The organism is Methylobacterium sp. P5_C11 (assembly GCF_054049775.1).
The window spans coordinates 1-12,743 of sequence record NZ_JBFULS010000042.1 but is presented as its reverse complement, the minus strand read 5'-3'; the positions used below and the strand labels follow the sequence as shown (position 1 = coordinate 12,743).

15 protein-coding genes are annotated in these 12,743 nt (G+C 73.5%); 10 read left to right on the top strand and 5 right to left on the bottom strand.

The window, feature by feature from the left end:
* Window positions 1–206: 206 nt before the first annotated feature.
* Both ACXJKQ_RS19675 and ACXJKQ_RS19670 read left to right on the top strand, forming a co-directional pair.
* Window positions 207–1,067, top strand: coding sequence for a universal stress protein (locus ACXJKQ_RS19675; protein ID WP_457107408.1), 861 nt, complete (start codon window positions 207–209; stop codon window positions 1,065–1,067).
* Window positions 1,068–1,082: 15 nt separating this feature from the next.
* The gene (locus ACXJKQ_RS19670; RefSeq protein ID WP_457107407.1) at window positions 1,083–1,289 is read left to right on the top strand and encodes a hypothetical protein; all 207 of its coding nucleotides are present in this window, start codon (window positions 1,083–1,085) and stop codon (window positions 1,287–1,289) included.
* Between the two features lie 220 nt (window positions 1,290–1,509).
* Here ACXJKQ_RS19670 and ACXJKQ_RS19665 read toward each other — a convergent pair whose 3' ends face one another.
* The gene (locus ACXJKQ_RS19665) at window positions 1,510–4,086 is read right to left on the bottom strand and encodes a phosphoketolase family protein (RefSeq protein ID WP_457107406.1); all 2,577 of its coding nucleotides are present in this window, start codon (window positions 4,084–4,086) and stop codon (window positions 1,510–1,512) included.
* 132 nt (window positions 4,087–4,218) lie between these two features.
* On the opposite strand from ACXJKQ_RS19665, the gene ACXJKQ_RS19660 reads away from it, so the two are divergent.
* From ACXJKQ_RS19660 to ACXJKQ_RS19640, 5 genes are all read left to right on the top strand, one after another.
* Window positions 4,219–4,419 carry a hypothetical protein gene (locus ACXJKQ_RS19660; RefSeq protein WP_457107405.1) on the top strand — a complete coding sequence of 67 codons (201 nt, stop codon included), beginning with the start codon at window positions 4,219–4,221 and terminating at the stop codon, window positions 4,417–4,419.
* A 27-nt stretch (window positions 4,420–4,446) separates the two neighbouring features.
* A complete protein-coding gene (locus ACXJKQ_RS19655) occupies window positions 4,447–5,094 on the top strand; it encodes a BON domain-containing protein (RefSeq protein ID WP_457107404.1) in 648 nt (215 codons plus the stop codon).
* Window positions 5,095–5,277: 183 nt separating this feature from the next.
* Entirely contained in the window at window positions 5,278–6,093 is an 816-nt protein-coding gene (locus ACXJKQ_RS19650) for a universal stress protein (RefSeq protein WP_457107403.1), read from the top strand.
* Complete coding sequence (locus ACXJKQ_RS19645) at window positions 6,093–6,425, top strand: c-type cytochrome (RefSeq protein ID WP_457107402.1); 333 nt, start codon at window positions 6,093–6,095, stop codon at window positions 6,423–6,425. Before ACXJKQ_RS19650 ends, ACXJKQ_RS19645 begins: the two co-directional genes overlap by 1 nt.
* A 15-nt stretch (window positions 6,426–6,440) precedes the next feature.
* A complete protein-coding gene (locus ACXJKQ_RS19640) occupies window positions 6,441–7,298 on the top strand; it encodes a universal stress protein (protein WP_457107401.1) in 858 nt (285 codons plus the stop codon).
* Between the two features lie 124 nt (window positions 7,299–7,422).
* Here the strand turns inward: ACXJKQ_RS19640 and ACXJKQ_RS19635 are convergent, their stop codons facing one another.
* From ACXJKQ_RS19635 to ACXJKQ_RS19620, 4 genes are all read right to left on the bottom strand, one after another.
* Window positions 7,423–8,220 carry a universal stress protein gene (locus tag ACXJKQ_RS19635; protein WP_457107400.1) on the bottom strand — a complete coding sequence of 266 codons (798 nt, stop codon included), beginning with the start codon at window positions 8,218–8,220 and terminating at the stop codon, window positions 7,423–7,425.
* A 105-nt stretch (window positions 8,221–8,325) separates the two neighbouring features.
* The gene (locus ACXJKQ_RS19630; RefSeq protein WP_457107399.1) at window positions 8,326–8,973 is read right to left on the bottom strand and encodes a BON domain-containing protein; all 648 of its coding nucleotides are present in this window, start codon (window positions 8,971–8,973) and stop codon (window positions 8,326–8,328) included.
* A 47-nt stretch (window positions 8,974–9,020) separates the two neighbouring features.
* Window positions 9,021–9,473 carry a histidine kinase gene (locus tag ACXJKQ_RS19625; RefSeq protein ID WP_457107398.1) on the bottom strand — a complete coding sequence of 151 codons (453 nt, stop codon included), beginning with the start codon at window positions 9,471–9,473 and terminating at the stop codon, window positions 9,021–9,023.
* Between the two features lie 87 nt (window positions 9,474–9,560).
* Entirely contained in the window at window positions 9,561–10,079 is a 519-nt protein-coding gene (locus tag ACXJKQ_RS19620; RefSeq protein ID WP_457107397.1) for an ion channel, read from the bottom strand.
* A gap of 195 nt (window positions 10,080–10,274) precedes the next feature.
* Between ACXJKQ_RS19620 and ACXJKQ_RS19615 the strand changes: the two genes are divergently transcribed.
* The 3 genes from ACXJKQ_RS19615 (at window position 10,275) to ACXJKQ_RS19605 (ending at window position 12,513) form a co-directional block, all read left to right on the top strand.
* Entirely contained in the window at window positions 10,275–10,514 is a 240-nt protein-coding gene (locus ACXJKQ_RS19615) for a biotin/lipoyl-containing protein (RefSeq protein ID WP_457107396.1), read from the top strand.
* Window positions 10,515–10,630: 116 nt separating this feature from the next.
* Window positions 10,631–11,623 carry a glucokinase gene (locus tag ACXJKQ_RS19610; RefSeq protein ID WP_457107395.1) on the top strand — a complete coding sequence of 331 codons (993 nt, stop codon included), beginning with the start codon at window positions 10,631–10,633 and terminating at the stop codon, window positions 11,621–11,623.
* A 71-nt stretch (window positions 11,624–11,694) separates the two neighbouring features.
* Window positions 11,695–12,513 (top strand): universal stress protein, encoded by an 819-nt coding sequence (locus ACXJKQ_RS19605; RefSeq protein ID WP_457107394.1) that lies wholly within the window; start codon window positions 11,695–11,697, stop codon window positions 12,511–12,513.
* Window positions 12,514–12,743: the final 230 nt, after the last annotated feature.

The window sequence follows — 12,743 nt, the reverse complement described above, 5'->3', positions numbered from 1 at the left end:
CTGTGCCCGGCGTCTCACGTCGCTCGCATCACGCGCCCGTGAAGCTACTCCAGTTCCCGCGTAGAAAACAGCCGGCGGCAATGTTCGCGGCCGAATCCAAATCGTTCTCCGATCCGGCCGCTTATTGGAGGCAGGGCTTGAGCTGGATCAAGGCTGCCCGGTCGCGGCGGGGCGAACCATGGGGCCGATCCATCCCGGAGACGCCCATGCCCAGACAGGCCTCATCCCCGCTCGCGGCCATCCGCGACGTGCTCGTCGGCACCGCCGTGGAGGGCGAGCGCGAGGAGGTGTCCTCGGCCATCGGCTACGGTCTGACCCTGGCCAAGGCCGCCGGCGCCCACCTCACCGTCCAGTCGGCATCCTGGCGCCTCTCGGGCAGCGACGCCTGGCTCGGCGACTTCGACTTCGACGGGGCCTCCGTCATGGACCGCCGCCTCGACGCCCTGGCCCGCTCCGTCGCGGAGCGCGCGGCCGGGGACGCGGCGCAGGCCGGGGTGGTCTGCACGACGGAGGCGCCGAGCCTGACCTACCCAGACATCGTGAACCGGCTCGCCGAGCGGGGCCGCCTGCACGACCTGACCGTTCTGGACATCGGCCCGCGAACCTACGACCTCGACCGGGAGATGGTCGAGAAGGCGCTGTTCCACAGCGGCCGGCCGGTCATCGCCGTCCCGCCGGGACACGATGCCTTCGCGGCGCGGCGGATCATCGTTGCCTGGGACGGCAGCGCCCAGGCCGCGCGGGCCGCCAACGACGCCCTGCCGTTCCTGCGCGCAGCCGAAGCGGTCGAGATCGTCTCGGTCGGCACCGAGGCGGCGATCGAGGCCACCGTGCCGGGGGCCGAGTTCGCGCCCCACCTCGCGCGCCACGGGGTGAACGTCAGCGTCAACGACCTTCCGACGGGCGACAGCGTGGCCGGCACCCTGCGCAGCCAGGCCGGGTTGTTCCGGGCCGACATGATCGTGCTGGGCGCCTACCGGCATGCCCCTGTGCGCGAGTACTTCTTCGGCGGCGTGACGCGGTCTTTCCTGCGGGGCAGCCCGGCCCCGCTCTTCCTCGCCCGCTGAGCCGGGGAGACTGCGATGCGCAACCGACCCCCCTCACGGAGCGACGCGGCGGGCCGGGCCGCGCGGCCGCGGACCCTCGCCCGTCGCCAGCCCCGACCGGCGCCGCCCAAGGCCGACGAGGCGCCCGCGCAGGAGCGCGCGCCGAACAGGATGGACTGGGCGGACCCGCTGACCGAGGAGGAACGCGAAGCCCTGGAGGCCGGATGGGGCTTCGTCGAGTGAGGCGCCGCAGCCGCGCCTGACGGGCGAACCCGACACGACCGGGTTGCCGTGATCACCGTCGGGCCGCCCGGTCTCGTCGGTGTCGCTCAGCGGCGCGCGGTGTCGGCCGCGGCGGGGCGGCGGCATCGACCACATCCTGCGGCGCCCGCCCCGGTCCGGCGGCCCGCGCCGTCCGGACCGGGCGCAAGGCAGGCCGGGGAGCCGGCCTCGCGGACGCCGATCATCGCCCGGTTTCCGCCCCGGGGAGCCGGAATCCGGCCTCCACCTCCTCCTGGGCAACCTCGTCCTGGGCAACCTCCTCCGCGCCCGTCAGGCCGCCCTGCATGATGTCGCCCTCGATCCGGCGGCTGTCGGGATGTCCCGGCGCAGGCCGCCCGGGCCAGGTCCAATCCCGGATCGCCGGCATGTCGTCGCCGGACCGGCAGACATACGCGCGATGGGCGGCCAGGGCCTGCCGGAGCGCCTCCTCGGCGTGCTCGGCCCGGCCCCGCAGCCGGGGTGCGGCCCGCAGGGCGGCCTGGGCGAGGTGGAAGCGGTCGAGCCGGTTGAGCACGCACATGTCGAACGGCGTCGTGGTCGTGCCCTCCTCGATGAAGCCGTGCACGTGGAAGTTGCCGTGGTTCGTCCGCTTGTAGGTCAGCCGATGGATCAGCCACGGATAGCCGTGATAGGCGAACACCACCGGCCGGTCGCGGGTGAACAGGCTGTCGAAGGTCGCGTCGTCGAGCCCGTGCGGGTGCATCTCGCGGGACGGCAGCGTCATCAGGTCGACGACGTTGACCACCCGGACCCGGAGTTCCGGGACGTGCCGGCGCAGCCAGTCCACCGCCGCGAGGGTCTCCAGGGTCGGGACGTCCCCGGCGCAGGCCATCACGACATCGGGCTCCGCATCCCCCTCGTTCGAGGCCCAGTCCCAGATGTCGGCGCCGGCCGCGCAATGCGTGACGGCCTCGTCCAGGGTCAGCCATTGCAGGGCGGGCTGCTTGCCGGCCACGACCACGTTGATGCGGTCGTAGGTCCGCAGGCAGTGGTCGGTGACGCAGAGCAGGCAGTTCGCGTCCGGCGGCAGGTAGATCCGGGCCGTGTCGCCGCGCTTGTTCGCCACGAAGTCGATGAAGCCCGGGTCCTGGTGGCTGAAGCCGTTATGGTCCTGCCGCCAGACATGGGACGAGAGCAGGATGTTGAGCGAGGGCACCGGCCGGCGCCAGCGCAATGCGCTCGCGGATTTCAGCCACTTGGCGTGCTGGTTGACCATCGAATCGACCACGTGGGCGAAGGCCTCGTAGGTCGCGAACAGGCCGTGCCGGCCGGTCAGCACGTAGCCCTCCAGCCAGCCCTCGCAGAGATGCTCGCTCAGCACCTCCATCACGCGGCCGTCGCGGCCGAGGTGGTCGTCCCCCGGCAGGACCTCCGCCTGCCAGGCCCGGCTCGTCACCGCGAAGACCGCGTCCAGCCGGTTCGAGGCGGTCTCGTCCGGACCCATGATGCGGAAGTTGCGGGACTCGGCGTTCAGGGTCAGGACGTCCCGCAGGTAGGTCCCGAGCGCGCGGGTTGCCTCGGCCGTGGTCCGGCCGGGTTCCGGCACCGCGACCGCGAAGCGCCAGAGATCGGGGAGCCGCAGCGGGACGCTCCTGCGTGCGTTCGCATGGGGATTGGCCGAGATCCGCCGCGGCCCCTTCGGCGGCAGGGCGGCGAGGTCGGGCACGAGCGAGCCGTCGGCGGCGAACAGCTCCTCCGGCCGGTAGGCGCGCATCCAGCGCTCCAGGACCGCCCGGTGCTCCGGGTTCTCCCGCACGGCCGCGACCGGCACCTGATGCGCGCGCCACGTGCCCTCGACCGGCTTGCCGTCGACGTGCGCGGGTCCCGTCCAGCCCTTGGGGCTGCGGAGCACGATCATCGGCCAGCGCGGCCGGGCCGTCGGGCCGCGCTCAGCCCGCGTCCGGATCGCCGCGATTGCGTCGAAGGCCGCGTCGAGGGCCGTGGCCATGGCCTGGTGCATGGTCGCCGGATCGTCGCCCGCGACGAAGCTCGGCTCGTAGCCGTAGCCGACGAGGAGGTCGCGCAGCTCGGCCTCCGGTATCCGCGCGAGGATCGTCGGGTTGGCGATCTTGTAGCCGTTGAGATGGAGGATCGGCAGGACCGTGCCGTCGTGGCGGGGGTCGAGGAACTTGTTCGCGTGCCACGAGGCCGCCAGCGGGCCCGTCTCGGCCTCGCCGTCCCCGACCACGCAGGCCACGGTCAGGCCGGGATTGTCGAGGGCCGCGCCGAACGCATGCGCCAGGGCGTAGCCGAGCTCGCCGCCCTCGTGGATCGAGCCCGGCAGCTCGGGCGAGGCATGGCTCGGGATGCCGCCGGGGAACGAGAACTGCCGGAACAGCAGGGCCATCCCGTCCTGGTCCTGCGCCACGTCCGGGTAGACCTCGCTGTAGGTGCCTTCCAGGTAGGCGTTGGCGACGAGGCCCGGCGCGCCGTGGCCCGGCCCCCACACCGCCATCAGGTCGAGGTCGCGCTGCCGGATGACCCGGTTGAGATGCGCGTAGATGAAGTTGAGGCCGGGCGTCGTGCCCCAGTGGCCGAGGAGCCGGGGTTTGACGTGCTCGGGCCTGAGCGGCTCGCGCAGCAGCGGGTTGGCCATGAGGTAGATCTGGCCGACCGACAGGTAGTTGGCGGCCCGCCAGTAGGCGTCGATCTGCCGGAGGCCGTCCGGCCCGAGCGGCCCGGGCACGAAGGCGAGGCGGTGCCCCGCGTCCCGATCTTCGCCGTCGTGGCGCTCCCTCGACGTGTGCGGCGCGTCCATGTCGGCCTCCCCGGCGGCTTCGGATCCCGGGGCCGACCCTGGCGGCAACCGGGGCCGGCGGCGTTGAGCTGAATCAAGGCGCCTCGGGTCCCGGCCGGCAGAATGCACCCGTCAGCAAGGCGGGAGCGAACGATGACCCTGGTACTTCGATCCACCCACATCCAGACGGTGCGCCGGGTGCGGATGCCGGTCGGTCTGGCGCCGCGGAACGATGCGGGCCGACAGGTCGTCGGGGACGGCTACCGCTACCGGAGCATTCCCAGCCTGCAGGCCCTGGCCCTGGCCGTCGTGGCGTCGGTGGTGACGCCGGCGCTGCTCTGGCTGGCCCTCTGAATCCGCGCCGAACCGAGGAGACCGGCCATGGACGACAAGACCGTGCACCAGCACGTGCTCGACGAGCTGGAATACGCCCCGATGATCGACGCGGCACAGATCGGCGTCATCGTCGAGAACGGCATCGTGACCCTGACGGGGCATGTCCGGAACTACGCCGAGAAGGGCATCGCCGAGCGCGTCGCGCTCCGGGTCCGCGGCGTGCGCGGCGTCGTCGAGCGGATCGAGGTCCGTTACCCGGGCAGCCCCGGTCTCGGGGACGAGGCGCTGGCCGAACGGTGCGCCCGGGTGCTGGAATGGGACGTGCGGATCCCGGAGAGCGCGGTCACGCTCAAGGTCGAGCGGGGCTGCGTCACGCTCCAGGGTTGCGTGCCGCACTACCACCAGAAGGCGGCGGTCGATCAGGCCCTGCGGCGCCTGGCCGGCGTGACCGACATCGTCAACCTGATCGCCGTGAAGCCGCCGGCCCGGGCCACCGAGGTGAAGTCCCGCATCCTGGCCGCCCTCCGGCGCAGCGCCCGGGACCCGGATACGATCCGCGTGCACGTGGACGGCGACACGGTCACCCTCGACGGGTGCGTCGACCTCTGGCGCGAGCGCGAACTCGCCGAGCGGGCGGCATGGTCGGCGCCCGGCGTGCGCGCCGTCGAGGACCGTCTGACGCTCGCCTGCTGAGGGTCGCGGTCGCCGGCTGTCGCCGCGGAGGCCGCCGTCCCGGTCCCGCCGGACCCCGACCAGCGCCCGACCGGCGACGGGTCGGGCCGACCCCGCGCGCCCTTGAGCTGGATCAAGGTCGATGCCGCGAACCCGGGCCACGGTGCCCCGACGGCGCCGGAACCCCGGCCACGAGAGGCGGTCATGAAGATCTCGCACATCATGGTTTCGGTCGATCTGGGGGCCGCGGCGGCGGACCGCATCCAACTGGCGGCCGGCCTCGCGGAGCGCTTCGACGCCACGCTGACCGGCGTCGCCGGACGCCCGGTCCTCGGCCCCATGCCGGTCGGCGACATGCTGGAGGTCGAGCGGATCTGGGCTCTCGAGGAGCGCCGGGCGGACGAGCAGCTCGCGGAGGCCAAGGCCCTCTTCGAGCGCGAGGCCGGGGCGGCGCACCAGCGGGCCTGGCGCGCCGCCCCGGCCCAACCCCTGGCCTACCTCGCCGGGCAGGCACGCGCCGCCGACATCGTGGTCGTCGGCCGGCAGGGTCCGGCGGACGGCGACCCGGGTCCGATGGGTGTGCCGGTCGGAGCCCTCCTGATGGAGGTCGGCCGGCCGGTGCTGATCGCGCCCCCCGGGATCGAGGATCTCTCGGCGAAGCGGATCGTCGTGGCCTGGAAGGACACGCGCGAGGCGCGCCGGGCCGTCCATGACGCCCTGCCGTTCCTGACCCGGGCCGACGCGGTCGACATCGCGGTGGTCGGCCCCGGCGCGGACCTTGAGGGCGCCGAGGATGTGGCCGCCTACCTCGCCGGCCATGGGGTCGGCGTCACCACGCACCTCCTGCGCAGCCCGGAGATCGGCGCCGCGGACGAGATCCTGCGGTTCGCCGGGCGCGCGGAGGCGGACCTGATCGTGCTGGGGGCCTACGGCCATAGCCGCCTGCGCGAGTGGGTCTTCGGGGGTGTCACGCGCGACCTGCTGCGCACGACCCCGGTCTGCTGCCTGATGAGCCACTGATGCGCCCGGCCACCACCTTCGCGGCGGGCGCCCTCGCCCTGCTCACCGTCCTTCGCGCCGGCCCGGCGGCATCCTGGGACCGGGAGGTCAAGCAGGGCGAGACCCTCGCCCGGACCAACTGCGCCCGCTGCCACGCGGTCGGGCGGGTCGGGGCGAGCCCGCTGCGCGAGGCGCCGCCCTTCCGCGACCTGCACACGCGCTACCCCGTCGAGGACCTGGGCGAGGCGCTGGCCGAGGGCATCCGCACCGGACATCCCAGCATGCCCGAATTCCGGTTCGACCCGGACCAGGTCGAGGCTCTGATCGCCTACCTGAAGTCCCTGGAGCGCTGAGCGCGGAGACCCCCGATGTTCCTGCGCTGTCTCCTCGTCCCCACCGCCCCCGGCCTCGATGCCACGCGCCGGCTCGATGCCGCCCTCCGTCTGGGTCGGCGCCTGCACGCGCATATCGGCGTCACCTACATGGCGCCCGGCCCGGAGCACGTGCAGGCCGCGCTCGCGCGCCTCGTGCCGATGGACCGCGTCTCCCTCGCGGCCATCGCACGGGGCGTGCGTGAGTCCGCGGCCGAGGGCGAAGCGGCCCTGCGGGCGTGGTGCGGGCGCGAGGGGGTGCCGCTCGCGATCCCGGACGGGCGCCTCGACGCCACCTTCGCGACCTGGACCGAACTGTCGGGCGAGGTCGAGCCGCTCCTGACGCTGGCAGGCCGCGTCAGCGACCTCGTCATCGTCGACCGGCGCGACCCGGAGCGACCCTTCACCGGGCGGGCGCTCGACACCGCGCTGTTCTCGGTCGGGCGTCCGACGCTGATGGTCGGGGAGACCCTGCCCTACGACCTGCTCGACCACGTGGTCGTCGCCTGGAACGGCAGCCTGGAGGCGACGCGGCTGATCGGCCAGTCCATCGCGCTGCTGCACGAGGCGCGGCGCGTGACCGTCCTGCACGCGCGCACGGAGCGATACGAGGAGGCGCGGGCGGCCGACCTGTGCGCCTACCTGCGCTGGCACGGCATCGTGGCGGAGGCCGTCAGTCTGCAGATCGCGGCGGGCTCGGTCGGCGCGGCCATCCTGGCGGAGGCGGAGCAGCGGAACGCCTCGATGCTGGCGCTCGGGGCCTACACCCACAGCCGCGTGCGCGAGTTCCTGCTCGGCGGCGTCACCCGCCACGTCATCGAGCACGCCCGCATGCCGGTGCTGATGGCGCATTGAGGGCGCGCTGACCCGCCGGCTTTTGCGCCGTGTCCCGGGTCCCGGGCGCAGGGTCTCGCGGCCGCCGCGAACAGGGCGGTTGCGTGCGGGCTCACCCGTCCTGCCGGCTGCCCGGGCAATCCTGTCAGTGGCTCATCAGGCAGCAGACGGGTGTGGCCGCCAGCAGGTCGCGGGTGACGCCGCCGAAAACCCACTCGCGCAGGCGGCCGCGGCCGTAGGCACCCGCGACGATCAGGTCGGCGCCGTGCTCGGCGGCGGCTTCGGCCAGCGCCTGGGCGACCGATGCGCCGAAGGCGTCGCGCCGGACGCAGACGGCGTAGACGTCGTGGGCCTGGAGGAGGCGCAGGCTGTCCTGCCCGTCGGAGATCGCCCCCTCGTCGATGGACACGACGAGCACCTCGGACGCCCGCTTCAGGAACGGCAGCGCATCCAGGACGGCCCGGCGCGCCTCGCGGGTGTCCTTCCAGGCGACAACGACCCGCTTGGCGTCCAGATGGTCGACGTCCGGCGGCACCACCAGCACCGGGCGGCCGAGATGCATGAGCGCGTCGGCCGGATCGACGGCGAGCCGCGCGGGTTCGGGGGCGGAGCTGCGTCCGGTCACCACCAGGTCGGCGGCGGCGGCCTGCGCGACGAGGAACGGCAGCGGACGCTCGATGGCGGAGCGCCATTCGACGCGGCCGCGGCCGCCGGCGGCCTCCACGAAGGCCGCCTGCGCCAGGCGGAGGTCGTTCAGGAGGGCCGCGTCCGCGGCGGCGGCGCTCGCCGCGGGGGCCGGCGGCGGAGCCGCGTAGCCCGGCTGCTCCGCCGCGACCCCGATCAGCCGGGCGTGGAAGTCGTCGGCGAGGTGACCGGCGAGGCGCATGCGGTTTCCCGCGCCCTCCGTCAGGTCCACGGCCACCATGATGCTCGCGTAGGTCATGGACGGTCTCCATCGGACTGGGACGTCCGCATGCGCGCGCGACGGGCAGGCGGGCTCGGCGGCCCGGCCTTCCCGCCGTGGGGCTCCGCGTAAGGTCAGGTGGTCCTAGCGCAGGGTCAAGTGGTCCTCCACGGCGTGCACGCCGGGCGCCGACCATGCGGCGTTCTCGGCGAGCCGGCGCTCGTACCAGGCGTTCACCTTGCCCTTCAGGACCACCTTGGCGTCCTTCACCGTCACCTCGATGGCGTCCGCCTCCAGCTCGGCGTTGCGCTTGAGGGCCGCCAGAATCTTCGCGTGCACGTCGGGCACGCTCGCCTTCGGCGTCACCGCGATGGTGTTGACGATGCCGGCGACGCCCGCGAGGCGCCGGATCGCCCGATAGGCCTCCTCCTTCTGATACTGCCAGTCGACCGTCCCGGTGAGCGTCACCCAGCCGTCCTGGACCTTCACCTGCACGGCGTACTTCGGCACGGTCACGGACCAGTCGAGCATCTGCACGGCGCGGTGCGCCAGATCCTCGTCGCGCGGCGGCGCCTGGCCGCCGAACCGGACCTTGATCTCCTCGACCACCCCGCGCACGCCGCGGACCTTCTGGGCCGCCTTCTCGGCGGCCACGCGCTCCGTGTAGCTGCCGACGTGACCGGAGAGCGTGACGATGCCGTTCTCCACGGCGACGCCGATATGGGCAGCGTCGATGCTCGGGTCGAAGTCCAGCTCGTCGACGACGTTCTGGCGAATCAGCGTGTCGCCCATGGTCCCTCTCCTCGGTGCGTCCGGGTCGCCCCTGGCGGGGACCGACGCTAGGCCCGGCAGGCTTGCGGACATTGATCCAGCGCAACGGCCTCGCCCGCTGCGATCCGGCCCCGCATCGGGCAGGCCAGGGGGCGGCCCCGGGCCGTGCGACGGGCCGCCACGGCGGAGACCATGTCGCGGGCATCGAACAGCCGGTCGAAACTCGGCACGTCGGAGAAGGCGTCCGGAACGCGCGCGTTGCCAGCGATCAGCGCGAAGGGGATGCCAAGCCGGCGGAGGGCGCAGGCCAGGGGGAAGCCCGGCCCCTGGTTCAGGTCGACGCTGACGACCGCGAATTCGGGCCGGTGCGCACTCAGGCTCTCCACGGCCTCTCCGCAGGTCCCGTACGGCCCGCTGACGGCGCAGCCGGCCGCGGTGAGGACGTCTTCCAGCCACATGCCCGGCAGCGCCTGCGGCTCCGCGACGAGGACAACCGGCCGCGCTCCTGTTCCAGCTTCCATCGCCCGCTTCCCTTTCCGGTTGCCGCGGCTCCAGGATAGACCGGCCGGGCCGGCCGGCCTTGATCCAGCGCAAGGGCGCCGGCGCAGTCAGGTGCCGGGGGCCGGCGGGACGAGGCGTTCGCGGCCGGGCGGGTCATCCCCGGCACGCCGGGCCTGCGCGGCGCGATGGGCCTGCGCCTTCCCGTGCAGCGGCCAGTAACGCTCCATGGCGAGGTAGGTGAACGAGGCCGACCAGCCGATCAGGAGGAGCCCGTTGAGCGCCTCGACACCGGTGAGCAGGCGGGCGTGGCCGAGGGGCACGTGGTCGCCGTAGCCCAGCGAGGAGTAGGCGACCACCGAGACGAACAGGCAGTCCTCGAAGGTCTGGATGGGCACGCCCGAGAAGGCCCCGAGCCCGAACCGGAGCACGAGGAGCCAGTAAGCGCCCGCGTAGACCCACACGGCGACCGTATGCCCGGCGAAGGCGGCGAGCACCACCGCGACGATGCGCCAGCGCGGCGGCACCGGCAGTTCGGCGAGATGCTCCGAGGTGAGGCGAAGGGTCTCGTAGAGCACCAGGATGGTGACCATGACGAGGACGATGCTGGCGGTCAGGACGACGAGCATGGCTTCGGTCCGCGCGATGGGCTCCCGGGGGATCCTGTCCGACCTGCCGGGCGCCTCATTGACCTGCCTCAAGCCGCGCCCCGGTCCCGGCGGCCTCGTCGGCCATGCCGTGATCCAGATCAACGCGGGACGCGCTCCGAGGGCATCCCATGCCACCCGGTGGCCCGTTCGGTCGCCCGGACCCGGGAGGCAATCATGGCGGACATCCACGTATCCGAGGCCCTCTGGTCCGGCGGCATGCCCCCCGAGGGCATCCTGGAACGGTGGCTCGTCGCGGACGGCGCGCGCGTGCGGGCCGGGGAGGCCGTGGCCACCGTGCGCATCGGCGGGGCGCTGCACGACATCGTCTCTCCCGTCGCCGGGCGCCTGGAGGAAATGGCGCCGGCGCGCGAGGCGGTCGATCCCGGCTGCATCATCGCCGAGGTCCATGCGTGACGACCGGCACGCCGCGGCACGCGCCGGATCGCCGAGATGGCTGCGGCGACCGATGACATCCGCAGCCTGAAATTCGCGCCGGCCGCGGCGGCGGGCAGATCCCCGGAGGATTGAGGATGCCGCTGCCCCTCCCGGCGCTTCTCGCCGACATCGGCGGCACCTACGCCCGCTTCGCCGTCCTGCCGGAGCCGGCGGCCCGGCCCACGCCGATCTGGAAGGTGCCGACGGCCGACTACCCGGGTCCGGTCGCCGCAATCCGGGCCTTCCTCGACCGACCGGGCCCGGTCCGGCCACGCTCCGCCTGGCTCGCCGTGGCGGGCCGCGTCGACAAGGGCGTCACGCGCCTGACCAACGCACCCTGGACGTTCGACCGCGGCGCGATCGGCGCCGCCCTCGGCCTGGAGGCGGTGCGGCTGGTCAACGACTACGTTCCGCTCGCCGGCCTGTTACCGAGTCTCGCCGCGGACGACCCGACCGACCTTGCGCGGATCGGGCCGGGGGTCGCGGGCACGGGTCCGCGCCTCGTCCTCGGGCCGGGCACGGGCCTCGGCGCCGCGGCCCTGATCCCGGCCGGCGAGCGCCTCCTGATCCAGACGACCGAGGCCGGCCATGTCGGGTTCGGCCCCTGCGAACGCGACGACCTGCCGTGGGATGACCTGATGAAGGCCGCGGGCCGGCTCACGGCCGAGACCCTGCTGTCCGGGTCCGGGCTCGTCAGGCTGGCCCGGGCCATCGCGGCGGCGCGGGGCGTGGCCGCCGGCTGGTCCCGGCCGCCGGAAGTGCTCGATGCCTCCCTGGTCGATCCGCTCGCGCGGGAAACGGTCCGCCGGTTCGCGCGCCTGCTGGGCCGGTTCGCGGGCGATCTCGCCCTGACGTTCTCGGCGACCGGCGGCATCTACCTGGCCGGTGGGATCGCCCCGCGCATCGTCGAGGTCCTGCAGGGCGGGGCATTCGGGGACGCCTTCGAGGACAAGCCCCCGTTCCAGGCGGCGATGCGCGCCATCCCGCGCTTCGTGATCCTGCGTCCGGAACCGGCCATCGATGGATTGGCAGCGCTCCTGGCGGCCGAGGACCGCTTCCTGTTCCCCGGTGCGGACTGGCGGGCTTGAGCCAGATCAACGCCGCAGGCGCGCGGTGCCCCACAGTGACGACCGGAGATTTTCGGTCAGAGGCCATCGCCATGTCGTATGCCAGCATCATGGTCGCAGTCGATGACGGGCGCCACGCGCCGGCGCGGGTCAGGCTCGCGGCGGAGCTGTCGCATCGCCTGGGTGCCCGCCTGATCGGGGCGGGCGCCTGCCTGCCGGACTACCCGCAGGGCTACGGCGAGACGGCGGTGCCGATGGGCACGGCCATCGAGGAGATCCGGCAGGCCGCACTGGAGCGGCTCGCAGGCGTCGAGGAGGTCTTCAGAGGGGCCTGCGGCCGGAGCGACCGCGTCGAGTGGCGCTCCGACATGGATGGTCCGATCCCGTTCCTGGAAGGCCAGTCCAGGGCCGCGGACCTCGTCGTGATCGGCCGCCCGGCGGACGACGAGCGGGTGACGGCCGGCTTGGCCGTCGATGTCGGCGACGCTCTCATGGAGCTGGGCAGGCCGGTGCTCGTGGTCCCGGCCGAGGTCGAGTACCTGGAGGCACGGCAGATCGTCATCGGCTGGAAGAACACGCTCCAGACGCGCCGCGCGGTGTCGGACGCCCTGCCCCTCCTGCGCCGCGCCGAGGCGGTCCAGGTGTTCCGCGTCGGCGACGGCGAGGACCGCGCCGAGGTCGAGGACGTGGTGCGTTTTCTCGCCCTGCACGACGTCAACGCCAGCGCGCACCATGCGAAGCCCTCGGGCTGGACCGTCGCGGACGACCTGCGCGGCGCGGCGCACGCGTTCGGCGCCGACCTGATCGTGACCGGCGCGTATGGCTACAGCCGTCTGCGCGAGTGGTTCTTCGGCGGCGTCACGCGCGACCTGTTGGCCAAGGCGACGATCTGCTGCCTGATGTCCCACTAGGAACCGCCGGCCCGACCCCCGCGGGGCGCGTCCTGCGGGAGGGCGGCCGGCCCGGGCTCATCGGCGCCGGCGCCAGCGGCGCAGCAGGCGTCGGAGACCGATCACCAGGGCGCCCGCGAGGACGAGCAGGCCGAGACCCGGATGCAGCAGGGCGGCCGCCTGGAACAGGACGAAGATCCCCAGGACGACCTTCCAGGGCTTCATCGGGGCGTCGTCGGGCTCCGCGCCCA